The 23,846-nt window shown below is 74.8% G+C and carries 23 protein-coding genes and 1 pseudogene; 18 read left to right on the forward strand and 6 right to left on the reverse strand.

The genetic code is table 11. The features are described 5' to 3' along the window. The first annotated feature begins 4 nt into the window (after positions 1-4). The 4 genes from Q3W71_RS18705 to Q3W71_RS18720 all read left to right on the forward strand — a co-directional run bounded on the left by Q3W71_RS18705 (position 5) and on the right by Q3W71_RS18720 (position 2,811). Positions 5-547 carry a DUF3180 domain-containing protein gene (locus tag Q3W71_RS18705; protein ID WP_302920632.1) on the forward strand — a complete coding sequence of 181 codons (543 nt, stop codon included), beginning with the start codon at positions 5-7 and terminating at the stop codon, positions 545-547. A 116-nt stretch (positions 548-663) separates the two neighbouring features. Then, entirely contained in the window at positions 664-1,878 is a 1,215-nt protein-coding gene (locus Q3W71_RS18710; protein WP_302920633.1) for an ABC transporter permease, read from the forward strand. A gap of 66 nt (positions 1,879-1,944) precedes the next feature. Next, complete coding sequence (locus Q3W71_RS18715; protein ID WP_302920634.1) at positions 1,945-2,259, forward strand: hypothetical protein; 315 nt, start codon at positions 1,945-1,947, stop codon at positions 2,257-2,259. Between the two features lie 57 nt (positions 2,260-2,316). Beyond that, on the forward strand, positions 2,317-2,811 hold the full coding sequence (locus tag Q3W71_RS18720) for a hypothetical protein (protein ID WP_302920635.1): 495 nt from the start codon (positions 2,317-2,319) through the stop codon (positions 2,809-2,811). 33 nt (positions 2,812-2,844) lie between these two features. Here the strand turns inward: Q3W71_RS18720 and Q3W71_RS18725 are convergent, their stop codons facing one another. Continuing rightward, positions 2,845-3,837, reverse strand: coding sequence for an ABC transporter ATP-binding protein (locus tag Q3W71_RS18725; RefSeq protein WP_302920636.1), 993 nt, complete (start codon positions 3,835-3,837; stop codon positions 2,845-2,847). 2 nt (positions 3,838-3,839) lie between these two features. Between Q3W71_RS18725 and Q3W71_RS18730 the strand changes: the two genes are divergently transcribed. The 4 genes from Q3W71_RS18730 (at position 3,840) to Q3W71_RS18745 (ending at position 8,309) form a co-directional block, all read left to right on the forward strand. Further along, on the forward strand, positions 3,840-4,529 hold the full coding sequence (locus Q3W71_RS18730) for an ABC transporter permease (protein WP_302920637.1): 690 nt from the start codon (positions 3,840-3,842) through the stop codon (positions 4,527-4,529). Positions 4,530-4,566: 37 nt separating this feature from the next. Then, entirely contained in the window at positions 4,567-5,289 is a 723-nt protein-coding gene (locus Q3W71_RS18735) for an ABC transporter permease (RefSeq protein WP_302920638.1), read from the forward strand. A 195-nt stretch (positions 5,290-5,484) separates the two neighbouring features. Next, positions 5,485-6,489: a glycine betaine ABC transporter substrate-binding protein gene (locus Q3W71_RS18740; protein ID WP_302920639.1), complete on the forward strand. Its 1,005-nt coding sequence runs from the start codon at positions 5,485-5,487 to the stop codon at positions 6,487-6,489. Between the two features lie 218 nt (positions 6,490-6,707). After that, positions 6,708-8,309, forward strand: coding sequence for a hypothetical protein (locus Q3W71_RS18745; RefSeq protein ID WP_302920640.1), 1,602 nt, complete (start codon positions 6,708-6,710; stop codon positions 8,307-8,309). A 91-nt stretch (positions 8,310-8,400) separates the two neighbouring features. Here the strand turns inward: Q3W71_RS18745 and Q3W71_RS18750 are convergent, their stop codons facing one another. From Q3W71_RS18750 to Q3W71_RS31010, 3 genes and pseudogenes are all read right to left on the reverse strand, one after another. Then, complete coding sequence (locus Q3W71_RS18750) at positions 8,401-9,588, reverse strand: NADH-quinone oxidoreductase subunit D (RefSeq protein WP_302920641.1); 1,188 nt, start codon at positions 9,586-9,588, stop codon at positions 8,401-8,403. Continuing rightward, positions 9,585-10,514: an SAM-dependent methyltransferase gene (locus Q3W71_RS18755; protein WP_302921012.1), complete on the reverse strand. Its 930-nt coding sequence runs from the start codon at positions 10,512-10,514 to the stop codon at positions 9,585-9,587. Before Q3W71_RS18755 ends, Q3W71_RS18750 begins: the two co-directional genes overlap by 4 nt. Positions 10,515-10,805: 291 nt before the next feature. Further along, positions 10,806-11,054, reverse strand: a pseudogene (locus tag Q3W71_RS31010) (hypothetical protein); the annotation flags it as partial. 53 nt (positions 11,055-11,107) lie between these two features. On the opposite strand from Q3W71_RS31010, the gene Q3W71_RS18760 reads away from it, so the two are divergent. From Q3W71_RS18760 to nadC, 7 genes are all read left to right on the forward strand, one after another. After that, a complete protein-coding gene (locus Q3W71_RS18760; protein WP_302920642.1) occupies positions 11,108-12,379 on the forward strand; it encodes a phytase in 1,272 nt (423 codons plus the stop codon). Positions 12,380-12,526: 147 nt separating this feature from the next. After that, positions 12,527-13,492: a Rossmann-like and DUF2520 domain-containing protein gene (locus Q3W71_RS18765; RefSeq protein ID WP_302920643.1), complete on the forward strand. Its 966-nt coding sequence runs from the start codon at positions 12,527-12,529 to the stop codon at positions 13,490-13,492. A 31-nt stretch (positions 13,493-13,523) separates the two neighbouring features. Beyond that, on the forward strand, positions 13,524-14,372 hold the full coding sequence (gene panC, locus Q3W71_RS18770; RefSeq protein WP_302920644.1) for a pantoate--beta-alanine ligase: 849 nt from the start codon (positions 13,524-13,526) through the stop codon (positions 14,370-14,372). Positions 14,373-14,403: 31 nt separating this feature from the next. Next, complete coding sequence (gene panD / locus Q3W71_RS18775; RefSeq protein WP_302921013.1) at positions 14,404-14,826, forward strand: aspartate 1-decarboxylase; 423 nt, start codon at positions 14,404-14,406, stop codon at positions 14,824-14,826. Between the two features lie 143 nt (positions 14,827-14,969). After that, on the forward strand, positions 14,970-15,866 hold the full coding sequence (locus tag Q3W71_RS18780) for a septum formation family protein (protein WP_302920645.1): 897 nt from the start codon (positions 14,970-14,972) through the stop codon (positions 15,864-15,866). A gap of 74 nt (positions 15,867-15,940) precedes the next feature. After that, a complete protein-coding gene (locus Q3W71_RS18785) occupies positions 15,941-17,635 on the forward strand; it encodes an L-aspartate oxidase (protein WP_302920646.1) in 1,695 nt (564 codons plus the stop codon). Beyond that, positions 17,632-18,528 carry a carboxylating nicotinate-nucleotide diphosphorylase gene (gene nadC, locus Q3W71_RS18790; protein WP_302920647.1) on the forward strand — a complete coding sequence of 299 codons (897 nt, stop codon included), beginning with the start codon at positions 17,632-17,634 and terminating at the stop codon, positions 18,526-18,528. Before Q3W71_RS18785 ends, nadC begins: the two co-directional genes overlap by 4 nt. A gap of 85 nt (positions 18,529-18,613) precedes the next feature. Here nadC and Q3W71_RS18795 read toward each other — a convergent pair whose 3' ends face one another. Beyond that, the gene (locus Q3W71_RS18795) at positions 18,614-19,705 is read right to left on the reverse strand and encodes a hypothetical protein (protein WP_302920648.1); all 1,092 of its coding nucleotides are present in this window, start codon (positions 19,703-19,705) and stop codon (positions 18,614-18,616) included. 118 nt (positions 19,706-19,823) lie between these two features. On the opposite strand from Q3W71_RS18795, the gene Q3W71_RS18800 reads away from it, so the two are divergent. Further along, on the forward strand, positions 19,824-20,582 hold the full coding sequence (locus Q3W71_RS18800) for a type III pantothenate kinase (RefSeq protein ID WP_302920649.1): 759 nt from the start codon (positions 19,824-19,826) through the stop codon (positions 20,580-20,582). Positions 20,583-20,589: 7 nt separating this feature from the next. Here Q3W71_RS18800 and Q3W71_RS18805 read toward each other — a convergent pair whose 3' ends face one another. Beyond that, positions 20,590-21,330 carry a class I SAM-dependent methyltransferase gene (locus tag Q3W71_RS18805; RefSeq protein WP_302920650.1) on the reverse strand — a complete coding sequence of 247 codons (741 nt, stop codon included), beginning with the start codon at positions 21,328-21,330 and terminating at the stop codon, positions 20,590-20,592. Positions 21,331-21,478: 148 nt separating this feature from the next. Between Q3W71_RS18805 and lysS the strand changes: the two genes are divergently transcribed. Both lysS and Q3W71_RS18815 read left to right on the forward strand, forming a co-directional pair. Then, positions 21,479-22,933, forward strand: a complete 1,455-nt coding sequence (gene lysS, locus Q3W71_RS18810) for a lysine--tRNA ligase (RefSeq protein WP_302921014.1) — start codon at positions 21,479-21,481, stop codon at positions 22,931-22,933. Positions 22,934-23,045: 112 nt separating this feature from the next. Then, entirely contained in the window at positions 23,046-23,390 is a 345-nt protein-coding gene (locus Q3W71_RS18815; RefSeq protein ID WP_197700191.1) for an Lsr2 family protein, read from the forward strand. Positions 23,391-23,846: the final 456 nt, after the last annotated feature.

Genomic DNA, 23,846 nt, shown 5'->3' on the forward strand with positions numbered 1-23,846 from the left:
CGGCATGAGCCGGGCGCAGTCCCGACCACCCGGCGGGCCCGGTCCCGGCCGGTCGCGGATGGGTCCGACCCGGATCTCGACCCTGGTGGTGGCCGCCCTCGCCGCCGCCGCCGCGGCCTGGCTGCTGATCAGCGGCCTCTACTACAGCGGCCTGCCCCGGCTGCCCTGGCTGCCGGTGGTCACCCTGGCCGGGCTCGCCGTGCTCGAGGCGTACGCCGCGATCAACACCCGGGGCCGGATCGAGCGCCGCCCGGGCCGCGACCCGGTCAACCCGCTGATGGTCGCCCGGTTCGTGGTGCTGGCCAAGGCGTCCTCGTTGGCCGGCGCCATCTTCGCCGGCGGCTACGCCGGGCTGACCGGCTGGCTCTTCGTGGAGACCACCCGGGCCGCCACCGAGGACCGACCGGCCGCCGGCGCCGGGCTGCTCGCCTCGCTCGCCCTGGTCGCCGCCGCGCTCTGGCTGGAACGCTCCTGCCGGGTTCCCGAGCAGCAGGACGACGAGGACCGCGAGCCCGGCGACCGGGACACCCGCCCCGGCCCGCGCTGATCGAGGGGTTACGCGGGACTCCCTGCGCAGGTACCGTGCCTGGCGACCGGAGAGCAACGGCCGCCCCGGTCCGCCCCCGCGTCGGACCTGGACGACCGGCCAGGTGGGAGGCGTTGATGGGGTACGACGAACCGGGGCGCGACGGGCCGGTCGAACCCTCGTCCGGGGTACCGGCATCCGTCCTGGAGAACGTCTTCGACGACCCCGCCCACGGCGAGCCCGGCCGCGACCGGATCGCCGTGCACCTGGCCTGGGAGGCGCTGCTGCTGGTCGCCGTGGGCGTGCTGGGTTACCTGCTCTGGCGGGAGAGCCCCGAGACGCTGCGCGGCGGCGGACTGCGGTCCCTGCTGGTCGCCGTGGTCACCCTCGGCCTGCTGGCGCTGGCCGCCGGGCTGAGCCTGCGTACCGCCGTGGTCAACCTGGCCATCGGCCCGGTGGCGGTGGCCGCCGCGCTGCACGTGGCCGAGCAGGGCGACCGGGGCGTGGTGAACGCCGTCGCCCCGGCCCTCGCGGTGGCCGCGGCCGGCGGGCTGGCGCTGGCGCTGGTCGTGGTGGTGCTGCACGTGCCGGCCTGGGCGGCCAGCCTCGCCGGCGCCGCCGGGGTGGTCGTGTACATCGAACAACGCTCCGCCCCCGTGCTGGTGCAGGGCGACTACGACCCGAGCGGCGTGGCCGCCCAGCTCTTCGCCGGGTTCGCCGCGGTCGCCGTGCTCGGCGGCCTGCTCGGGGCGGTGCGACCGGTCCGCCGCCTGCTCGGCCGGTTCCGTCCGGTCGCGGACCCGGCCCGGCGCCGGGGCGCGGTGGCCGCGTTCGTCGCCGCCGCGGCGCTGGTCGGCTCCACCGTGCTGGCCACGCTGGCCGGGGTGCTGGTGGCCGCCGGGGACACCGGTCCGGTGGCGCCCACCCCCGGGCTGGACTGGACGGTGCTCGCGGTGGGCGCCGCGCTGCTCGGCGGCACCAGCGGGTACGGCCGCCGGGGCGGGATCCTCGGCACCCTGCTGGCGGTCTGCCTGGTGGCGCTCGTCCTGGCCTACGCGCAGGCCCGCGGCTGGACGGTGAGCCGGTGGGCGGTCGGCGGCGCGGCGCTCGGCATCGGGCTGGTGGTCACCCGGCTGGTCGAGGCGTACGGGCGGCCCGGGGCGGGCCCGGCGGTGGAGTCGTCGCCGAGCGGGGACGGCCGGATCAGCACCGGCTGGACGGTGACCCGGTCGGACCCCGCCGACACCTGGCCGCCCACGCTGCCCACGCAGACCACCGAGAGCCCGGCCGACCCGTGGAGCTCCCCGCAGTGGGACACCGGCCCCCGCCGGTGGGACGACGGCGACCGGTGAGGACCGGCCGGTGGGCCTGCGCCGTCCACCGGGCCCCGGCTGATCTCTGCGGTTAGGCTCGGCGGCATGACCGACACACCATCGACCCCCGGGGCCGGCCCGTCGTTCGCCGCGCTCGACGCCCTGTCCACTGAGGAGTTGCGGGAGCGCGCGTTCGAGGTCGCCCGGGAACGCCGGGACGTGGGGTTCTTCTGGTCGGTGCTGCGACACCTGCCCAACGCGGACGAGGCCGCCGCGCTGGACGGGGCGCCGAACTCGATCGGGCCGATCATCGACGAGGCCAACGCGCTGTGGCGCGAGCTGACCGGCCACGGCTACGAGGAGGCGGAGCCGCTGCTGCGGGCCGCGTTCATCGACTACCTGATGAAGCACCCGCAGTGACACCGGCACCGGCCGGGCGGGCCCGCCCCGAGCGGCCCACCGGGAGCTGACCCACCGATGGCCCTCACCAACCGGCCGCGGCGCATCGGCCAGTACGGCACCGCGGCGGGCACCGGCGGGCTGGCCGCCTTCGTGCTGGTCGCGCTCTGCGGCAGTCCGGCGTACGTGGGCTGGGCGCAGGACCACACCGACCCGAACTCGGCGGGCGGCTGGTTCCTGCGGCTGCTGAGCTGGCCGGCCTGGCGGTTCTCCGGCGAGGACGGCGGACTGCTCGCCGGCAACCTGCGCGCGGTGCTGCTGGTGGTGCTCGCCGCCACCTTCCTCTACCTGCTGCCCGCCGCCCAGGTGGCCCGGGTGCAGGGCTCGGTCAGCCAGTTCTTCTCCGGCTGGGCCGCGTACGTCCTGGCCGGCGGCCTGGCGTCACTGCTCGCCGCGTTCCTCGGGCCGGACCCGACGCTGCTCGCCGCGCTCCAGGCCGCCGGCACCGGCGCCTCGTACGGCTTCCTCGCCGGCTGGGTCGTGGGCACGGCCAGCCTGGGCGGACGGGCCTGAACCGGGCCGGCGCCCGGGCGGCCCGGCGGCGGCTCAGCGAGCCGGCAGGCCGGCGTCGAGCAGGTCGGCCCGGGTGAGCACGCCGACCGGCCGCCCGTCGTCGGTGACCAGCACCCGGTCGGCGGCGGCGGTGAGCATCACCGCGAGCGCGTCGTACGCCGGGCCGCCGAGCGGGACCGCCGGCAGGTCGGCGGGCGCGTCGGCCAGCGGCGCCAGCATCTCCCGGGTGACCGGCGTGACCACCAGCCGGCGGATCCCCCGGTCGGCGCCGACGAACTCCCGGACGAACGGCGTGGCGGGCGCGCCGAGCAGGGCCGCCGGGGTGTCGTACTGCTCCAGGTGACCGCCCTGGGAGAGCACGGCGATCCGGTCGCCGAGCCGGACCGCCTCGTCCAGGTCGTGGGTGACCAGCACGATCGTCTTGCGCACCTCGGCCTGCAACCGCAGGAACTCCTCCTGCAACCGGCTCCGCACGATCGGGTCGACGGCCGAGAACGGCTCGTCCATCAGCAGCACCACCGGGTCGGCGGCCAGCGCCCGGGCCACCCCGACCCGCTGCCGCTGCCCGCCGGAGAGCTCGTGCGGATAGCGCCGGCCGAACTGCCCCGGATCGAGCCCGACCAGCTCCAGCAGCTCGTCGACCCGGCGGCGGCTGCGCTCCCGGGGCCAGCCCAGCAGCCGGGGCACGGTGGCGACGTTGGCGCTGACCGTCTGGTGTGGAAAGAGGCCGACGTTCTGGATGACGTAGCCGATCCGCCGGCGCAGCCGGACCGCGTCGGCGCGGGTCACGTCCTCGTCACCGAGCAGGATCCGGCCGCCGGTCGGCTCGATCAGTCGGTTGATCATGCGCAGCACGGTGGACTTGCCGCACCCGGACGGGCCGATCAGCACCACCAGTTCGCCGGCCTTGATCTCCAGGCTGAGTTCCCGGACCGCCTCGGTGCCGTCCGGGTAGCGCTTGCGGATGCCCTCCAGGGTGATCGACGCCGCGCGCGGCTCGCCGGTGCTCTCCGGGGTAACGTCCACGTATGTCCTTCCGCCTGAGCTACCGGGCCGACCCGGGTAACCCGTGGTTCTCCTGGCAGTACGTGCGGGACAACTCTGACACGATCCTCGCCGCGGTGCGGGAGCACGCCTCGCTGACCGTCCGCGCGGTGCTGATCGCCGCCCTGGTGGCGTTGCCGCTGGCGGTGGCCGCGTACTGGTTCCGCCGGCTCGCCGGCCCGATTCTCGCACTCACCGGCGTGCTCTACACCATCCCGTCGCTGGCGCTCTTCGCCTTCCTCGCGCCGTACCTGGGCATCGGCGCGATCACCGTGCTCAGCGTGGTGGTGCTGTACGCGCTGCTGGTGATCGTGCGCAACGCGATCGCCGGGCTCAACCAGGTGCCGCCCGAGGTCCGGGAGGCCGCCGAGGGGATGGGCTACGGCCGGTGGGGCCGGCTGTTCCGGATCGAGCTGCCGCTGGCCCTGCCCGGCATCCTCACCGGGCTGCGGCTGGCCACGGTCTCCACGGTGGCCCTGGTCACCGTCGGCGTGGTGATCGGCCGCGGCGGCCTCGGGCAGCTCATCTTCGCCGGCTTCCAGAACAACTTCTACAAGGCGCAGATCATGACCGGGACGCTGCTCTGCGTCCTGCTCGCGCTGGTGCTGGACCTGCTGATCGCCGGGGTGGGGCGGCTGGTCGCCCCCTGGCTGCGGCGCGGGCGGGCCGCGTGACCGCGCGGTCCGGCCCGGCCGGCGGACGGGGGCGGCGGTGAACCCCGTCGAGGCGGCCCTGGTCTGGCTCAACGACCCGCTGAACTGGACGAACCCCGGCGGCATCCTGGACCGGCTCGGCGAGCACCTGTCGATGTCCGCCGCCGCCGTGGCGCTGGGCTGCCTGGTCGCCTGGCCGATCGGGCTCTGGCTGGGGCACACCGGCCGGGGCGGCGGCCTCGTCGTGCTGGTGGCCAACATCACGCTGGCCGTGCCGACACTCGCCCTGCTGACCATCCTGCCGCTGACCTTCCTCGGTTTCGGCCGCCCGGCAGTGGTGGTGGCGCTGGCCGTCTTCGCGGTGCCGCCGCTGCTGGCCAACGCGTACACCGGGGTGCGGCAGGCCGACCCGGAGGCCCGGGACGCGGCGCGCGGGATGGGCTTCTCCGGCTGGCAGTTGCTGCGCCGGGTCGAGCTGCCGCTGGCCGTGCCCTACCTCGCGGCCGGCTTCCGGACCGCCTCGGTGCAGGTGGTGGCCACCGCGGCGCTGGCCTCCTTCGTCAACGGGGGCGGGCTGGGCCAGATCATCCGCGCCGGGTTCGGGCTGGACATCGCCGCCGGCGGCGGGCAGATCCTGGCCGGGGGCGTCCTGGTGGCCGGGCTGGCGGTGCTGGTGGAGCTGGTGCTGGCCCTGGTCGAACGGCTGGTGACCCCGCGGCCGCTGCGCCCGGTCCGGCGCCGGGCGGCCCGGCGGGCGGCCGACGCGGTGGCCGGCGGCTGACCGCACGGGCCCCGTCCCGGGTCGCGCGGCGCCGGGTGGACCGGGCGGTGACGATCCGGTGACAAAGGTCGCTCGAAGTTGTCGGACCCCCGCGGAAGATGTTGGGTGGAAACGCGGGCGATCAACGAAGCAGTCGCCCGTCGGACACGCGGCCGGCCCGTCCAGGGTCGCGCCGGGACACGGAAGGCGGGCATCATGCGCGCACGTACACGCCTGGCGGTGGGGGCAGTCGGTGCCCTCACGGCGGCCGGGCTGCTGACCGGATGCGGCGACGCGGGCTCCTCCGGCACCGACGCGCCCCAGCAGGGCGCCACCGGGGCCGGCTGCGCCCCCGTCGCCGGCGACCAGCTCGTCGTCCTCGACGACGACAAGAAGCTCCAGAACACCGACAACGTCATCCCGGCGGTCAACGCCGACGTGGCCACGCCGCAGCTGGTGGCGGCGCTCGACAAGGTCTCCACCGCGCTCGACACGCCGAAGCTGATCCAGCTCAACAAGGCCGTCGACGTCGACCGCAAGACGCCCGAGGTGGCGGCCAAGGAGTTCGCCACCGCGAACGACCTCACCGCCGGCATCGCCAAGGGCCCGGGCGGGCAGATTGTGGTGGGCGCCGGCAACTTCAGCGAGAGCCAGACCCTGGCCGAGCTTTACAAGATCACGCTGACCGCCGCCGGCTACCAGGTCCGGGTGCAGCAGATCGGCAGCCGCGAGCTCTACGAGCCGGCCCTGGAGAAGGGCGAGATCCAGGTCGTCCCGGAGTACGCGGCGACCATGGCCGAGTTCCTCAACACCAAGGCCAACGGGCAGAACGCCCAGCCGGTCTCCTCGCCGGAGCTGGAGAAGACCGTCACCGCGCTGAAGGCCGCCGGTGACAAGGTGGGCATCGCCTTCGGCGCGCCGTCGGCCGCGCAGGACCAGAACGCCTTCGCGGTCACCAAGGCGTTCGCTGACAAGTACGGCGTGAGCACCCTGTCCGACCTGGCCGCGAAGTGCTCCGGTCAGGCCACCGTGCTGGCCGGCCCGCCGGAGTGCCCGCAGCGGCCGAAGTGCCAGGCCGGGCTGGTCGAGGTCTACGACTTCAAGGCCGGCTCGTTCAGCTCGCTCGACGCGGGTGGCCCGCAGACCAAGAACGCGCTGAAGACGGGCGCCGCCAGCGTCGGGCTGGTCTTCTCCTCCGACGGGGCACTGGCCACTGGCTGAGCCGCCGACCCGGAGCGCGGCGGCAGCTTCGCCGCGCTCCGGGCGCTGGGCGCCCCACCGGCACCGCCCGGACCGACAAGCCGCGACGCCACCGGCGCACCGCGCCCGGCGGCCGATCGCCGCTCCGTGTCAACCACGGGTCGAACTCCCGGTAAAGCCCGCTCGCGGATGCCGCGGGCCGTTCACAGGCACGGCAACTCTCGGTAGGCTGCACACCCATGCCAGCCCCGGTCGCCCCCGCCGACAAGCGCAATCCGCCGCTGCTCACCGCCCTGTTCTGGATCGGCGTGGCGCTGGCACCGGTGGCGGCGTTGATCCTGCTGGTCGCCGACGGCAACGGGCCGCTGCGGTTCGCCGCCGTGCTGGCCATCCTGGCCGTGGTGCTGATCGGCCTGTCGATCGCGCTGCGCGCCGACGGTGGCGGCCACGGCGGCACCGAGGAACTGCTGGACGAGATCGAGCAGCTGCGGCGCGAGCTGCGCGGCGAGATCGTGGCCGCGGCCCAGCGCGGCAACCAGGCGCTCGACCAGGCGCAGCGGGCTCAGGAGGCGGTCGCCGGGTTGCGCCGGCGACTCGACGCCAGCAGCGCCGCGCTGGCCGGTGACGATCCGGCCGGGGCGGGTCGCGCCCGGGTGCCCGCCGCGGAGCCGGCGGACGAGCCGGCCGCCGGCCGGGGCCGTGTCCCGGACGAGGCCGCCGCCGGCCGGGGTCGCGTCCCGGAGGAGCCGGCGCCCCGGTGGGGCCAGCCGGAACGCGACGACGAGGAGGCCCGCCGGCCGCAGCCGGCCTCCCGGTACGGCTCCCCGGGCGGGGTCTACGGCGGCGGTGAGCGGCCGAGCGCCGGCGTGTACGGCGCGTCCCGACCGGCGGAACCGGACCCTCGCGCCGAGGCCGGGGCCCGCCCGCTCGGGGTGGTCCGGCACACCGAGACCGTGCACGTCACCACCCGGCACACCATCGTGGACGGCGCCGCCGGGGTCCCCGGCGACTCCGGCACCCGCTACGGCGGCGGGTACGCCGGCCGGTGGGCCCCGGGTGGCGAGGAGCGGTCCTGGGGCGGCGCCGAACCGGACAGCCGCTCCTGGTCCGGCTACGGCGACCGCGACGACGACCGCGGCTGGTCGGCCCAACGGGACGAGCGGGACCGGTCCGGCCAGCGGGAGGACCGGGGCTGGTCCGACCGGCGCGACGAGCCGGGCTGGTCCGACCAGCGGGACGACCGCGGCTGGGCCGGCGGGCACGCGCGGGGTGGCTCGGCTGCGGATGGCGGTGCGGAACCGGGCTGGCGGGAGCCGGCCGGGCGTGGCCGGTCACCGCAGCCGGACGAGGACGTGGAGGGTGGCGAGTACTGGTCGCAGCTGCGCGCCGGTGACCGCTGGGCCGCGGTGCGCGACGACGAGCACGGCCGTGAGGTGCGGGTCGGGGAGCGGCGCGCGGAGGTGCTCGCCGACGCGGGCGGCACCGAGTACCGGGTGGCGGATCGCTGGGCGAGCGCCCGGCGGGGTCACGACCGGGACGACGCGGAGGGGTGGCGCGAGGGCTGGTCCGAGCCCGAGGACCGGCCGGCGTTGCCGGTCGGCGGGGTGCCGGTGCCGGACGAGTGGCGCCCGCCGCGGCAGCGCGGCCCCCAAGCCGAGCCGTCGCGCGGCTACCAGCCCGAGCCGTCGCGCGGCTACCAGCCCGAACCGCAACGCGGCTACCAGCCCGAGCCCGAGCCGGAGCGGTGGCGCCCGCGCGCCGAGGAGCAGCGCTACGGCTACCCGCCGCAGGACGACGCGCCCCGCGCCGGTGGCGCCCGCTCCGCCGACCGCTGGCGCTGACCCGCCACACCGGCCGCTGGCGCTGGCCGCCCACAACGACCGCCCACACCGGCCGCGAGCGCAGGCCGCTGGCGGTGACCGCCGCGGCCGGTCACTTGTCGATGTCGCCCACCACGAAGAACATCGAGCCGAGGATGGCGATCAGGTCGGGCACCAGGCAGCCCGGCAGCAGGGTGGCCAGTGCCTGCACGTTCGCGTACGAGGCGGTGCGCAGCTTGAGTCGCCACGGCGTCTTCTCGCCCCGGGAGACCAGGTAGTAGCCGTTGATCCCGAGCGGGTTCTCGGTCCAGGCGTAGGTGTGCCCCTCGGGCGCCTTGAGCACCTTGGGCAGCCGGGTGTTCACCGGCCCGGTCAGCCGGTCCACCCGGTCCAGGCACTGTTCGGCCAGGTCGAGCGAGACGTAGACCTGGTCGAGCAGCACCTCGAAGCGGGCGTGGCAGTCCCCGGCGGTCTTGGTCACCACCGGCACGTCGAGCTGGTCGTAGGCCAGGTAGGGCTCGTCGCGACGCAGGTCCAGGTCGAGCCCGGAGGCGCGGGCGACCGGGCCGGACGCGCCGAACGCGGCGGCGTCCGCGGCCGACAGCACGCCGACGCCGACGGTACGGGCCAGGAAGATGTCGTTGCGCCGGATCAGGTTGTCCAGATCGGGCAGCCGCCGGCGTACCTCGCCGATCGCGGCGCGGGCCCGGCCGGTCCAGCCGGACGGCACCTCCTCCTTCAGGCCGCCGACCCGGTTGAACATGTAGTGGATCCGGCCGCCGGAGACCTCTTCCATCACCGCCTGGAGGGTCTCCCGCTCCCGGAAGGCGTAGAACATCGGGGTGATCGCGCCGATCTCCAGTGGGTACGAGCCGAGGAACATCAGGTGGTTGAGCACCCGGTTCAGCTCGGCCAGCGCCATCCGCAGCCAGGTCGCCCGCTCCGGCACCTCCATGCCCATCAGCCGCTCGACCGCGAGCACCACGCCCAGCTCGTTGGCGAACGCCGAGAGCCAGTCGTGCCGGTTGGCCAGCACGATGATCTGCCGGTAGTCGCGTACCTCGAAGAGCTTCTCGGCGCCCCGGTGCATGTAGCCGACGATCGGCTCGGCCGAGACCACCCGTTCGCCGTCGAGCACCAGCCGCAGCCGGAGCACCCCGTGCGTGGAGGGGTGCTGCGGCCCGATGTTGAGCACCATGTCGGTGCCGAGCTGCTCCCCGCCGGTGCCCGCCACCAGGCCGGCCCCGGTGCCGACGGTCAGCTCGCGGAGGTCGCCGGCGTCCGTGGTCATGCCCGTCATCGTGCCATGAACGGCGCCGGGTCGATGCCGACCGGTTGCCGCAGCCACCAGTGCCCGCCGAGCCCGGCCGGGTCGGTCAACTCGGCCACCGCCGACGCGGCGGCCAGCGCCCGCACGTATCCGGCCGGGTCGCTGGCGGCCAGGCTCAGCGGCGGTCGGCCGCCGTCGGCCCCGAGCGCCCGCAACCCCTCCCGCTGCGACCCCAGGGCGTACGCACACCCGGCGACCCGCTCACCGGCGGAGGCGACCGAGTCCATGGCGACGTGTGCGGTCACGTCACACGACCCGTCCGGCACCGGCGGCACCTGCCGCCCACCCCGGTACCCGGTCACCGTCCCGTCCACCGGCCTGCTCTCCCGCAGGTGCCCGTAGTCCACCGCCAACGCCAGCCCCCGGTCGACTCTCCCGACCGCCTCGGCCCAGGCCGCGTCCCTGCTCCGACCGACCTCGGCCCGCGTGCCGATCTCGTGGTCACCGTGGGGGATTTCCGGGCAGCCCGGTCCGCTCCGGGCGGTCCGGCTTGATCCCTCCGCCGGCCGGGCTACCCGGAAACCCGACCCGGCCGAGCTGCGAGAGTCCGTCACGCTCGTCGGGAGAGCCGAGTCGCGGCCGGCGGGGGAGTCCGGCTCCGGGTCGGGGACCGGCCACCAGGTCGCGAGCCACTCGGCGTCCTCCGGGCCGACCGGACCACCCACGCTCTCCGCGCCGGTCAGCGGATCGACCAGCAGATAGCGCCAACCGTCGCCGGTGTGCACCGCCACGTCCAACGGCACGTTGTCGAGCCACTCGGTGGCCACTAGCAGCCCGACGATCCCGGGGGGAATCTCACCGGACCAGGCGATCTCGGTGGGCAGGTCATCGGGTCGGGGGGCAAGCTCGACAGCGGTGAGCCGCAACCGCCGAGCGAGCGGCTCCCGGCCGGCGATCCCGCCGGACGGCGATCCGAGCGATGCATCGGCGGAGGCAGCGGAAGACCCCGCATCGACGGCAGTGCCGGACTCGGAGAACCGTGCCGAACCCGCGGGTGCCGGCGGAGGAGAGCATGTCGGACCGACGGCGGGCGCAGGTTCAGCGGAGCGTGCCGGGCGGACGGCGGCCGGAGGAGTCGGGGTTTCCGGGGAGCCCGCCCGCGGAGGGATCAAGCCTGACCGCCCGGAGCGGGTGGGCTCCCCGGAAACCCCCACCGCGCCCCACCCGCCACCGGAGGCGGCGGACCCGGCGGCGGCCAGCGTGGCGAGGGCCCGCAGCAGCTCACCGCGCCCCGCGCCGACGTCGACCACGTCCAGCCGGTCCGGGTGACCGAGGGCGGCGTCGACCTGGGCGACCAGGCGCAGCAGCGCGGCGGCGAACGCGGGCGAGGCGTGCACGCTGGTGCGGAAGTGGCCGGCCGGGCCGGGGCCGGAGACGAAGAAGCCGCCCGGCCCGTACAGCGCCCGGCTCATCGCGGCCCGCCACGGTATCGACATCAGTTCATCCCACGTTCAGCGTGCGTCACCGTGCCGACCCTACGGTCACCGGCATGAGACGACTCCTCATCCCCGCCCTGGCGGTCGTACCGCTGCTGCTGGCCGGCGCCCCCGCGGCCGCCGCGCCGGAAGCGCCGCGCCCGGTGCGGGCGGCGACCGAGACCCCCTCGCTCTACGACGACGAGGCCGGCGGGGACGCCGACGCCGACGACCCGGCGATCTGGGTCCACCCGACCGACCGGGCCGGGAGTCTGGTCATCGCCACCGCCAAGAACGGCGGCCTGCGGGTGTACGACCTGCGGGCCCGGGAGCGACAGGTGATCGCCACCCCGCCGCCACCCGGCCCGGGCGACGAGGCCGGCCGGTTCAACAACGTCGACCTGGTCACCGGGTTCCGGCTCGGCGGGCGGCGGGTCGACCTGGCGGTGGTCACCGACCGGGGCCGGGACCACCTGCGGTTCTACCGGATCGACCCGGCCACCCGCCGGCTGACCGACGTCACCGCGCCGGACGTGCCGTACGCGTTCAGTCGCGACCAGGCCGAGGTCAACGCGCAGCGGACCGCGTACGGGCTGGGCACCTTCACCGACCGTGACGGTGCCGCGTACGCCGTGGTGAGCCGCCGCAGCACCCCGGAGGTGGGGGTGTTCCGGTTGGTCGAGCGGGCCGGCCGGGTCTCCTACCGGCCGGTGGACCGGCTCACCCTGCCCGCGACGTTCACCCTGCCGGACGGCAGCCGCTGGTCGCCGTGCACCGACCCGGGCGACGGGCCGCAGGTGGAGGGGACCGTGGTGGACCCGGACACCGGCGTGGTGCACCTGGCTCAGGAGAAGGTCGGGCTCTGGCGTACCCGGCTGGTGGGTGGCCGGTTCGCCGGCGCGCCGGTCCCGGTCGAGCGGGTCCGCGAGTACGGCGTGCCGGCGGCGTACGACGCCGAGGAGGAGGACTGCGTGACCGACTACCCGGCCGATCCCGGGTTCGGTGGCCGGATCGCCCAGGACGTGGAGGGGCTCACCATCTACCGGACCGGCCGGTCGACCGGCACCCTGGTGGTGTCCAGCCAGGGCGACGACACCTTCTACACGTACGACCGGCGCACCGGCCGGCCGACCGGGCGGTTCGCCGTCGTCGACGGCCGGGTCGACGGCTCGCAGGAATGCGACGGCGCGGCCGTGGTGGCCACCCCGCTGCCCGGCTTCCCCGGTGGCCTGCTGGTGGTGCACGACGGCCGGAACACCCCGGCGACCCCGGGTGAGGACGGCGAGGCCCGGACCGACACGAACTTCAAGTTCCTGGACGCCGGTTTCCTGCGCCCGACCCGCTGAATCCCGGCGCACACCGGGCCGCTCCGCGCCACCGGAGCGGCCCGGTCGCCCGCTTGGTGAAGGTTTTCACACATCCTGTTTCGGCATCGTTGCCCCGGCGCATACTTGCGGCGACCGGTACCCCTTCTCGAGGACTGGATCGTTGCCATGAGCGCACCGCTGCGCCCGCGTCCGGGCGCCCCGCGCAGGGCCGCCGCACAGTCGGCCGGCGCCCCGGCCGCCACCCCCCGCTTCCTCACCGTCGGCGTCATCGGCGCCGGTCGGGTCGGCGCCGTGCTCGGCGCGGCGCTGGCCGCCGCCGGTCACCGGGTGGTCGCCGCGGCCGGTGTCTCCGGCGCCAGCCGCGCCCGGCTGGCCCTGCTGCTCCCCGGCGTGCCCCGCCGCTCCGCCACCTCGGTGGCCCGGGCGGCCACCGACCTGCTGCTGCTCGCCGTCCCGGACGACGCGCTGGCCGGGGTGGTCGCCGGCCTGGCCGAGAGTGGCGCGCTCCGCCCCGGCCAGGTGGTCGCGCACACCTCCGGCGCGCACGGGCTGGCCGTGCTGGCCCCGGCCGCGGCCGTCGGTGCCCGGCCGCTGGCCCTGCACCCCGCGATGACCTTCACCGGTACGCCGGACGACCTCGGCCGGCTGGCCGGCATCTCGTACGGGGTGACCGCGCCGGCCGAACTGCGCCCGCTGGCCGCCCGGCTGGTCGCCGACCTCGGCGGGGTGCCCGAGTGGGTGGGCGAGGCGGACCGGCCGCTCTACCACGCGGCGCTGGCGCACGGCGCCAACCACCTGGTGACCCTGGTCAACGAGGCGGCCGACCGGCTGCGCGACGCCGGGGTGGCCCAGCCGGAGAAGGTGCTCGCCCCGCTGCTGCGGGCCGCCCTGGAGAACGCGCTGCGGCTCGGCGACGACGCGCTGACCGGCCCGGTGTCCCGGGGCGACGCCGGCACCGTGGAGCGGCACCTGGCCCGGCTGGCGGCCACCGCGCCGGAGTCGGTCGCACCGTACCTGGCGCTGGCCCGACGCACCGCGGACCGGGCCATCGCGGCCGGCCGGTTGCGCCCGGTCGACGCGGAGTCGCTGCTCGGCGTGCTGGCCGGCACGGCGCGGGAGGTGGCCGCGTGAGCGAGCAGGTGACGACCGGCGGAGGTGCCGCGTGACGGAACTGGTGCACACCCGCGCCGAGTTGGCCGCGGCGCGCGGCGGGCTCAAGGGCACCGTGGGCGTGGTGATGACCATGGGCGCCCTGCACTCGGGGCACGAGGAGCTGCTGCGGGCCGCCCGGGAGCGGGCCGACCACGTGCTGGTCACCATCTTCGTGAACCCGTTGCAGTTCGGGCCGAACGAGGACTTCGACCGCTATCCGCGCACCCTCGACGCCGATCTGGAGATTTGCCGGCGGGCCGGTGCCGACCTGGTCTTCGCCCCCTCGGTGGCGGAGATGTACCCGGACGGCCAGCCCCGGGTCCGGGTCAACCCGGGCCAGCTCGGCGAGGACCTGGAGGGGCACAGCCGGCCCGGCTTCTTCCACGGGGTGCTCACCGTGGTGCTGAAGCTGTTCCAGCTGACCCGGCCCGACCTGGCGTTCTTCGGCGAGAAGGACTACCAGCAGCTGACCCTGGTGCGGCGGATGGCCCGGGACCTCGACGTGCCGGTCGAGGTGGTCGGCGTGCCGACCGTCCGGGAGCCGGACGGGCTGGCGCTGTCCAGCCGCAACCGCTACCTCTCGCCGAGCGAGCGGCAGGCCGCGCTGAGCCTCTCGGCGGCGCTGCGGGCCGGTGCGGAGGCCGCCGACCGCGGGCTGGACGCGGGCGCCGTGCTGGCCGCCGCGCACGCCGGGTTCGGCGCCGGTACGCCCGGCGCGCGGCTGGACTACCTGGTGCTCACCGACCCGGACCTGGAGCCGGGACCGGTCGCCGGCCCGGCCCGGCTGCTCATCGCGGCCTGGGTCGGCGACACCCGGCTCATCGACAACACGGCGATCCGGCTCGCCCCGCGATCCTGAACCCCACCACGTACGCGTGAAAGGCACCCCGATGCTGCGGACCATGCTCAAGTCGAAGATCCACCGGGCCACGGTGACCCAGGCCGACCTGCACTACGTCGGCTCGGTGACGGTGGACCAGGATCTGCTGGACGCCGCGGACCTGCTCCCCGGCGAGCAGGTGGCGATCGTGGACATCACCAACGGCGCCCGGCTGGAGACGTACGTCATCCCCGGCGAGCGGGGCAGCGGGGTGATCGGCATCAACGGCGCCGCCGCGCACCTGGTCCACCCCGGTGACCTGGTCATCCTGATCTCGTACGGGCAGATGGACGACGCGGAGGCCCGCGCGTACCAGCCGCGGGTGGTGCACGTGGACGCCGACAACCGGGTGATCGAGCTGGGCGCCGACCCGGCCGGGGTGGCCCCGGGCATGGTCGGCGACCCGGTGCCCAGCCCGTTCGCCGCCGTCTGAGCCGTTCCGGCCCGGCGGTCCGGCCGCCGCCGTCCCGCCGCCGGGCGGTTTCCGGCCCCGCCTCCGGTCTGTTACCGGAAGGTCATTTCTGGTTACCCTGAGCACATCGTCGGAAGACGGTCGGTGGTTGGGGGAGGCCGCGGATGCGCCGTGCGATGACCACCCGGCTCGCGGCGGTCGTCACGGCCGTCCTGCTGTCCGGCTGCGCCGGCGCCGGTGGGCTCGACGGCGACCTGGTCGACGACTGGGCCGCCCTGCCCGCGCCGGGGCCGTTCACCCCGGCCGCCGGGCTCTGCCACGAGGCGGACTTCACCGACGTGGTGCCGTTGTCGGCGTACCAGCCGGTGGACTGCGCCGCCCCGCACCGGGTGGAGACCGTGCACGTCGGCGCGTTCCCGGCCGCCCGGACGACCCCGCCGGCCAGCGGCTCGACCGAGCTGCGCGGCGCGTTCGCCGAGTGCGACGGGAAGGCCAGCGAGTACGTCGGCGACGAGTGGCGGGCCGGTCGGCTGCGGCTGGCGGTGGCGATCCCGTCCGGGCCCGGCTGGGCGGCCGGCTCCCGCTGGTTCCGCTGCGACCTGACCGAACTGACCACTGTCGAGGCGGCGGCCCGCGTGGTGACCCGCACCGGCAGCCTGCGCGACGCGCTGCGCGGGGTCTCCCCGCTGCGGCTGGGCTGCCAGCAGACCCGCGGCGGCCGGGGCGGCGCCGTGCAGACGTTGCTCCCGGTGGAGTGCGCCACCCGGCACGACGCCGAGTTCGTCGGGGTGTGGCGGGCGCCGGACGTGCCGTACCCGAGCCGGGACGCCGACTGGGTGCCGCTCTACACCGGCTGCCGCTCCGTCCTCGCCCGGTACGTCGGCGTGCCGGACGACGCGGACCTGCGCTTCCGCAGCGGGGTGGTGGTCCGCCCGCCGGGCCCCGGGCGCTGGCGGGTGGGCGACCGGGGGGTCCGCTGCCACCTCTGGCTCAGCGACCGTACGGTGACCGGCTCCCTCAAGGGCGCCGGTCCGGCCGGCCTGCCGGTGCGCATCCGGTAGCGGGACGGGGTAGCTCAAACCACTCGTCCCGCCCCCGCCGCCCGGCGCGAGGGGCGTTCGGGTTGACTGGGGGCATGGACCTTCCGACGCTCGACCTGCCGGCCCTGCCGTCGTTGCTGGTCGCGCCCGCCCCCGGCTGGGTGGAGACCACCGACGTGATCGTGGTCGGCTCCGGGGTGGCCGGGCTCACCGCCGCGCTGCACCTGCGCGAGGCCGGGCTGCACGTCACCGTGGTCACGAAGGTCAACATCGACGACGGGTCGACCCGCTGGGCGCAGGGCGGCATCGCCGCGGTGCTCGACCCGCACGACACCCCCGCCGCGCACGCCTCCGACACCGAGGTCGCCGGCGTCGGCCTCTGCGACCCGGCAGCGGTGCGGGTACTGGTCGAGGAGGGGCCGACCCGGCTGCGCGAGCTGATGCGGATCGGCGCCGAGTTCGACCGCAACCCGGACGGCTCGCTGATGCTGACCCGCGAGGGCGGGCACCGGGCCAACCGGATCGTGCACGCCGGCGGCGACGCGACCGGGGCCGAGGTGCAGCGGGCGCTGCACGCGGCGGTGCGCCGCGACCCGTGGATCCGGCTGGTCGAGCACGCCCTGGTGCTGGACCTGCTCAGGGCGCCCGGCGACGGCCCGGGCGGGCTCGGCGCGGCCTGCGGGATCACCCTGCACGTGCTCGGCGAGGGCAGCGAGGACGGCGTGGGCGCCATCCTGGCCCGGGCGGTGGTGCTGGCCACCGGCGGGATGGGGCAGGTCTTCGCGGCCACCACCAACCCCGCGGTGTCCACCGGCGACGGGGTGGCGCTGGCCATGCGGGCCGGCGCGGCGGTGACCGACGTGGAGTTCGTCCAGTTCCACCCGACCGCGCTGATCGTGCCGGAGCACGCCCGGGTGCCCGGCGCCGGGCACGCCCAGCAGCCGCTGGTCTCCGAGGCGCTGCGCGGCGAGGGCGCCCACCTGGTCGACGCGGACGGCAAGCGGTTCATGGTCGGCCAGCACGAGCTGGCCGAGCTGGCCCCCCGGGACGTGGTGGCCAAGGGTATCCACCGGGTGCTGCTGGCCACCGGCGCCGACCACGTCTTCCTGGACGCCCGGCACCTCGGTGGCGACTGGCTGGCCCGGCGGTTCCCCACCATCGTGGCGTCCTGCCTGGCCATCGGGGTAGACCCCGGGGTCGACCTGATCCCGGTCGCCCCGGCCGCCCACTACGCCTCCGGCGGCGTCCGCACCGACCTGCACGGCCGCACCTCGATCCCCGGCCTGTACGCCTGCGGCGAGGTGGCCTGCACCGGGGTGCACGGCGCGAACCGGCTGGCCAGCAACTCGCTGCTGGAGGGGCTGGTCTTCTCCCGGCGGATCGCCGAGCACATCGCCACCGGCCTGCCCGAGCAGGCGCAGCCGGCGCCGACCGGCGCCTGGGTCGGCGGTGCGGGGTGGGTGGTGCCGGCGGCGGCGACCCCGGTGCTGCAACGGGCGATGACCCGGGGCGCCGGCGTGCTCCGCTCGGCGGCGACGCTGGCGCAGACCGCGGCGACCCTGGGCGAGGTCGGCTCCGGTCGGGGCACCCCACGCACCGCCGACTGGGAGGCGACGAACCTGGTCACCGTGGCGTCGACGCTGGTCGCCGCCGCGTACGCCCGCCGGGAGACCCGGGGCTGCCACTGGCGGGAGGACTTCCCGACGGCCGACGAGCGGTGGCTCGGCCACCTGGTCGGCGCGATCGGGGTGCAGGGCCGGTTGGCGCAGCAGTGGGAGGAGACGCGATGACGGAGTCGACCGAGCGGTCGTTGCGGGCGGCCGGCCTGGACCCGGCCCGGGTACGCCGGGTGGTCGAGGACGCCCTGGTCGAGGACCTGGGCCCGGACTACCTCGACGTCACCAGCGTCGCCACCATCCCGGCCGAGCAGACGGACACGGCCGACCTGGTGGCCCGCGCCGACGGCGTGGTGGCCGGGCTGGCCGTGGCGGCGGCGGTGTTCGAGCTGGTCGGCGAGGTGACCGGCGGCGCGCGTACGGTCGAGGTGTCGCTGGTCGCCCGGGACGGCGAGCGGGTGGCCCGCGGCGACGTGCTGGCCACGGTGACCGGGCCGACCCGGCTGCTGCTCACCGCCGAGCGCACCGCGCTCAACCTGCTCTGCCGGATGTCCGGGGTGGCCACCCACACCCGAGCCTGGGCGGACGCGCTGGCCGGCACGAAGGCGATGGTGCTCGACACCCGCAAGACCACCCCGGGCCTGCGCGCCCTGGAGAAGTACGCGGTCCGGGCCGGTGGCGGCACCAACAAGCGGATGGGGCTGCACGACGTCGCCATGATCAAGGACAACCACAAGTTGGCGGCCGGCGGCATCACCCCGGCGTACCGGCGGGTCCGGGACGCGTTCCCGGACGTGCCGGTGCAGGTGGAGGTGACCACGCTGGCCGAGGCGGTGGAGGCGGTCGAGGCCGGCGCGAACTTCCTGCTCTGCGACAACATGACGCCGGAGGCGCTGACCGAGGTGGTGGCCGCGGTCGGCGACCGGGCCGAGCTGGAGGCGACCGGCGGGCTGACCCTGGAGGTGGCCGCCCGGTACGCGGCGACCGGCGTCGACTTCCTCTCGGTCGGCGCGCTCACCCACTCCTCGCCGATCCTCGACATCGCCATGGACCTGCGCACCGAGTGACGGTGCGGCGCGCGGCCGCCGTGGCGCCGGTCGGGAGTCGTGCGGGGTGGCCGGGGCGAGGGCTCGGGTGGTCGGGCCGGCCGGCTCAGGCCGCGGCCCGGGTGGTGAGGGCGGCCGGCCCCACCAGGTTGAAGATCACCTGACTCTCGGTGTCGTCCCGGTGGTCCAGGCCGTACTTGGCCCGGAAGAGCTGGAGCGCGCGGTGGTAGATCCCGGGCTCCAGCTCGTCGGCCTCGCCCAGGGCGAAGGTCTGGCCGGCGGCCTCCGGCCGCTGGAGCACCACGCTCAACCCGGTCAGCCCGTGCCGGGCCACGTTCCGGACCAGGTCGCTGCCGGCGATGTACCAGGTGCCGTCGACCCGCACGTAGCGCGCCTCGCAGGTCTCCAGGTCCCGCCCGTCCTGGCGCAGGCAGAGTTGCAGGCTCAGGCAGGAGTCGAGGTCGCGCACCGGGGCGGTCTCCCACAGCTCGGTGAACCGGTCGTCGACGAACTCGCCGAGCGGGGTGTTGACGAACGCCTCGATCTGCTGGGCGTCGAAGGTCTTGCCGCTGACCGGGAAGAACGAGATGTACGCCTTGTCGTCCCAGCGGTACATCTGCACCGACGGCGCGGTGCTGTAGAGGCGTACCCGCAGCCGGGACCGGGAGGCTGGCGGCAGCTGCTGCTGGAGCCGGCCGAAGTGGTAGAGGTTGTTCATGATCGCGATGGCCGCGTCGGAGCGGCGCAGCTCCTCGGCCCGCAGCCGGACCGCCGGCGAGTCCGGGTCCAGCAGCAGCACCCGGACCGTCGCGCCGTTGGCCAGCGCGACCCGCAGGGCGGAGAGGAACCGGTTGGTGTAGGGGCCCTCCAGCATGCTGGTGAACGTCTCCAGGATGGCGACGGCCTCCCGGCAGTTCGCCACCCGCTCGATCAGCGCGTCCCGGTCCAGCCGGGGGTGCTCGATGATGCTCACCGTCTGGAGCTCGCGGAAGAGCGGGTTGAGCACCACGTAGGTCAGCAGCGTCATGATCAGGGCGGCGCCGATGTTGAGGTAGAGGTCGCCGCGGAAGGTCTGCCCCGAACGCCAGGACTGCACGATCATCCAGAGCGCGCCACCGGTCAGCGCGGCCAGCACCAGCACGTGCCGGCGGCGCCGGCGCAGGGTGTTGCGCCCGCGGGCCCACCACATCCCCGACATGTCCGCTCCCCGTCCGGCCCCGCCGTGGATAGACCTATGTTCATGTCGCGATCCGTCCAGGATACGGTTCGTCGGCCGCTGCGCGCCCGCCCGTACCGGCGTTGTCTAGGCTTCGGGCGTGCTGCTCTGCATCGACATCGGAAACACCAACACCGTGCTGGCGACCTTCGACGGCGACAAGCTGGTGCACTCCTGGCGGATCAAGACCGATGCGCGCTCGACGGCGGACGAGCTGGGGCTGAAGTTCCGGGGCCTGCTCGCCGGGGACGCCGTCGAGATCACCGGGGTGGCCGCCTGCTCCACGGTGCCGGCCGCGCTGCGCTCGCTGCGCACCATGCTGTCCCGCTACTACGCGGACCTGCCGAGCGTGATCGTCGAGCCCGGGGTGCGCACCGGGGTGCAGCTCGCCATCGACAACCCGAAGGAGGTGGGCGCCGACCGGGTGGTCAACACCCTGGCCGCCTACACCCTCTACGGCGGGCCGTCGATCGTGGTGGACTTCGGCACCACCACCAACTTCGACGTGATCAGCGGCCGGGGCGAGTTCCTCGGCGGCGCCTTCGCGCCCGGCATCGAGATCTCCTTCGACGCGCTCGCCGCCCGCGCGGCCCAGCTGCGCAAGGTCGAGGCCACCCGGCCCCGGTCGGTGATCGGCAAGAACACCGTGGAGTGCCTCCAGTCCGGCCTCTACTTCGGCTTCGCCGGCCAGGTGGACCGGATCGTCGAGCGGATGACCGAGGAACTGGGCGAGGTGCGGGCCGTCATCGCCACCGGCGGGCTGGCCTCGCTGGTGATCAACGAGTGCCGGACCATCACCCACCACGAGCCGATGATCACGCTGATCGGCCTGCGGATGGTCTACGAGCGCAACGTCTGAGCGCGGTTCAGCGCCGTCGGGCCCGGAACACCAGCGTCTGGTACGGCAGCCCGACGGTGTCCCGCCCGGCCAGGTCGGGGTGGGTGGCGAAGAGGTCGCGCAGCTCCCGGTCGACCTTCCGGCGTTCCTTCGCCGTCGCGGTGAGCCAGTACGAGCGGGTGTGCAGCAGCTCGATCACCTCGTCCGGGGTGAGCGTGCTCGTGTGGGCGAACCGGCCCAGCTCGATCGGGTCGAAGTCGGGGCCGAAGTCGGCGTACTTGTCGATCACGTTCCCCGCGCTGTCCCCGATGTGGGCGATCCGGCTCAGCTCGGCGACCCAGGAGACCTCCTCGTCCCGGACGTTCCAGATCGGCGCGAAGACGCCACCGGGCCGGACCACCCGGGCGATCTCGGCGTGCGCCCGCTCCCGGTCGAACCAGTGGTACGCCTGGCCGACGACCACCGCGTCGGCCGCCGCGTCCGGCAGCGGCACGGACTCCGCGCTGCCGGCCAGCGCGACAGTGCCCGGGGTCCCGGCGTCGAGCTGGGCCCGCATCCCGGGGTCGGGCTCGACCGGCACCGCCCGGTGGCCGAGGGCCAGCACCGCGCGGGTGAGGATGCCGGTGCCGGCGCCCAGGTCCACCACCCGGGCGGACGGGGCCAGACCGTCGAGCGCCCAGCGGACCGCCTCCTGCGGATAGCGGGGCCGGAACCGGTCGTAGTCGGCGGCCACCGCCCCGAACGAGAGCGCCTGAGTGGGGTCGGTCATGACGGGCAGGTTATCCGGTAACCGGCAACTGGGTGCTTGAGTACGCTCGGGGGTTGACCCCGCCGAACAACTCCCTCTGAGGAAGCGTGCCGTGACGACCGAGCAGAAGCCCGTGCCAGTGGATCCCGCCGACGACCTTCCCGAGCAGATGAAGGTCCGCCGGGAGAAGCGGGACCGGATGCTCGCCGACGGCGTCGAGCCGTACCCGGTCGGATTCCCGCGCACCCACACGCTGGCCGAGATCCGCCAGAAGTACGCCGACCTGCCGACCGACACCGCCACCGGCGACCGGGCCTCGGTCACCGGGCGGGTGATCTTCGTACGCAACACCGGCAAGCTCTGCTTCGCCACCCTGCGGGACGGCGACGGCACCGAGTTGCAGGCGATGCTCTCCCTCGACCGGGTCGGGCCGGAGCGGCTGGAGGACTGGAAGCGCCTGGTCGACCTCGGCGACCTCGTCGGGGTGACCGGCGAGGTGATCACCAGCCGCCGGGGTGAGCTGTCGGTGCTGGTCGAGCAGTGGGCGGTCACCGCCAAGGCGCTGCGCCCGCTGCCGGTGGCGCACAAGCCGCTCAGCGAGGAGGCCCGGGTCCGGCAGCGCTACGTCGATTTGATCGTCCGCCCGCAGGCGCGCCAGATGGTCCGCACCCGCGCGGCCACCGTACGCAGTCTGCGCGATTCCCTGCACGAGCAGGGTTTCATCGAGGTCGAGACGCCGATGCTGCAGTTGCTGCACGGTGGCGCGGCGGCCCGCCCATTCGTGACCCACAGCAATGCGCTCGCCACCGATCTGTATCTGCGAATCGCGCCGGAACTGTTTCTCAAGCGCGCCGTGGTCGGCGGCGTCGAGCGGGTCTTCGAGATCAACCGCAACTTCCGTAATGAGGGCGTCGACTCTTCGCACTCGCCGGAGTTCGCGATGCTGGAGGCCTACCAGGCGTACGGCGACTACAACACGATGGCCGAGCTGACCCGCAATCTCGTCCAGCGGGCGGCGATCGCGGTCGGTGGCTCGACGGTGGTCACCCACGCCGACGGCCGGGAGTTCGACCTCGGCGGTGAGTGGCGTTCGGTCACCCTCTTCGGGGTGCTTTCCGAGGCGCTCGGCGAAGAGGTGACAGTGCACACCGAACGGGCCCGCCTGGTGGAGTACGCCGACAAGGTCGGCCTCGCCGTCGACCCGAAGTGGGGGCCCGGCAAGCTGGCCGAGGAGCTCTTCGAGGAACTGGTGGTCCCCGGTCTGGAGGCGCCCACCTTCGTCCGGGACTACCCGGTGGAGACCAGCCCGCTCACCCGCGCGCACCGCAGCGAGCCGGGCCTGGCCGAGAAGTGGGACCTCTACGTGCTCGGTTTCGAGCTGGGCACCGCGTACTCGGAGCTGGTCGACCCGGTGGTGCAGCGGGAGCGGCTGCTGGCCCAGGCGCAGCTCGCCGCCCGCGGCGACGACGAGGCCATGCGGCTGGACGAGGACTTCCTCCGCGCGATGGAGTACGGAATGCCGCCGGCCGGGGGTATGGGAATGGGAATCGACCGGCTCTTGATGGCGCTCACCGGCCTGGGAATTCGGGAAACGATCCTGTTCCCGTTGGTGCGCCCGGAGTAGTCGCGACATCCCTCTACCGGATCGATACCGCATCCTATTGACGCGGCGCGCGTCGCACGGGTTATTGTTCTCGCAGTTTGCAGGTACACCCTGCTCGAAAGGAATGTGGGACGTGGCCAAGCAGATCATTCACAAGCTGGTCGATGACCTGGACGGCGGGGACGCTGACGAGACCGTCAAGTTCGCCCTCGACGGCGTTCAGTACGAGATCGACCTGTCGAGTTCCAACGCCGAGAAATTGCGTGAGGTATTCGCGCCGTACGTCGGCGCGGGCACCAAGGTGGGTCGGGGCGGTGTGGTCGTCGGCGGCCGGGCGGCACGCGGCCGGGGCGGCGCCACCGCCGACCGGGAGCAGAACAAGGCGATCCGCGCCTGGGCCAAGAAGGCCGGCAAGGACATCTCCGACCGGGGCCGGATCCCCCAGGAGATCGTCGACGAGTACCACGCCACGCGCTGACGCGCCGCCACGGGCGACCCGACGCCGGGCCGGAGCACTCTCCGGGCCGGCGTCGCCGTTTCCGCCCCCGGGTCCGGTTTCGACCCCCGTGCGCGGGATCGGGCGCCGGGCGATCCGGGGGGACGGCGGGAAGAATCCCGGCGGGGCGGGCGTTGTCCACAGCCGGTGGAGGAGTTTTCCACAGCTTGTGGATGACCGTCGGACGGCCCCCTGCGCCGGCCGCGCCGACGTCGTTCCGACCGTGCGGGCGCTCTCGGGGCCCGCACGGGCCGTCCCAGGAGTGTCCCGCCGGCGGGCGGAATTTCGCTCTACGCGTAGCGCTCGGGGTACCGGAACACCCGCTGAGCGCGGACGGTTGTGCAAAACGACGCGTACACGGCTCCTGCCGGAGACACACGACCTCAGCTGAGTCGGTCCGCGGCGATAGAGTAATGAGGCAAGGACGCCCGTCCCGGG

Origin of the sequence: Micromonospora sp. C28SCA-DRY-2, assembly GCF_030519475.1 — a bacterium.
GTDB lineage: Bacteria > Actinomycetota > Actinomycetes > Mycobacteriales > Micromonosporaceae > Micromonospora.

What these genes read in the sequence shown, in the direction of transcription:
- Q3W71_RS18720 (WP_302920635.1), top strand. Translation starts at nt 2,317, where the DNA reads ATGGCCCTCACCAACCGGCCGCGGCGCATCGGCCAGTACGGCACCGCG.
- Q3W71_RS18785 (WP_302920646.1), top strand. Translation starts at nt 15,941, where the DNA reads ATGGACCTTCCGACGCTCGACCTGCCGGCCCTGCCGTCGTTGCTGGTC.
- Q3W71_RS18730 (WP_302920637.1), top strand. Translation starts at nt 3,840, where the DNA reads ATGTCCTTCCGCCTGAGCTACCGGGCCGACCCGGGTAACCCGTGGTTC.
- Q3W71_RS18705 (WP_302920632.1), top strand. Translation starts at nt 5, where the DNA reads ATGAGCCGGGCGCAGTCCCGACCACCCGGCGGGCCCGGTCCCGGCCGG.
- Q3W71_RS18740 (WP_302920639.1), top strand. Translation starts at nt 5,485, where the DNA reads ATGCGCGCACGTACACGCCTGGCGGTGGGGGCAGTCGGTGCCCTCACG.
- Q3W71_RS18765 (WP_302920643.1), top strand. Translation starts at nt 12,527, where the DNA reads ATGAGCGCACCGCTGCGCCCGCGTCCGGGCGCCCCGCGCAGGGCCGCC.
- Q3W71_RS18750 (WP_302920641.1), bottom strand. Translation starts at nt 9,588, where the DNA reads ATGACGGGCATGACCACGGACGCCGGCGACCTCCGCGAGCTGACCGTC.
- Q3W71_RS18760 (WP_302920642.1), top strand. Translation starts at nt 11,108, where the DNA reads ATGAGACGACTCCTCATCCCCGCCCTGGCGGTCGTACCGCTGCTGCTG.
- Q3W71_RS18795 (WP_302920648.1), bottom strand. Translation starts at nt 19,705, where the DNA reads ATGTCGGGGATGTGGTGGGCCCGCGGGCGCAACACCCTGCGCCGGCGC.
- Q3W71_RS18745 (WP_302920640.1), top strand. Translation starts at nt 6,708, where the DNA reads ATGCCAGCCCCGGTCGCCCCCGCCGACAAGCGCAATCCGCCGCTGCTC.
- Q3W71_RS18780 (WP_302920645.1), top strand. Translation starts at nt 14,970, where the DNA reads ATGCGCCGTGCGATGACCACCCGGCTCGCGGCGGTCGTCACGGCCGTC.
- lysS (WP_302921014.1), top strand. Translation starts at nt 21,479, where the DNA reads ATGAAGGTCCGCCGGGAGAAGCGGGACCGGATGCTCGCCGACGGCGTC.
- panD (WP_302921013.1), top strand. Translation starts at nt 14,404, where the DNA reads ATGCTGCGGACCATGCTCAAGTCGAAGATCCACCGGGCCACGGTGACC.
- Q3W71_RS18805 (WP_302920650.1), bottom strand. Translation starts at nt 21,330, where the DNA reads ATGACCGACCCCACTCAGGCGCTCTCGTTCGGGGCGGTGGCCGCCGAC.
- Q3W71_RS18710 (WP_302920633.1), top strand. Translation starts at nt 664, where the DNA reads ATGGGGTACGACGAACCGGGGCGCGACGGGCCGGTCGAACCCTCGTCC.
- nadC (WP_302920647.1), top strand. Translation starts at nt 17,632, where the DNA reads ATGACGGAGTCGACCGAGCGGTCGTTGCGGGCGGCCGGCCTGGACCCG.
- Q3W71_RS18715 (WP_302920634.1), top strand. Translation starts at nt 1,945, where the DNA reads ATGACCGACACACCATCGACCCCCGGGGCCGGCCCGTCGTTCGCCGCG.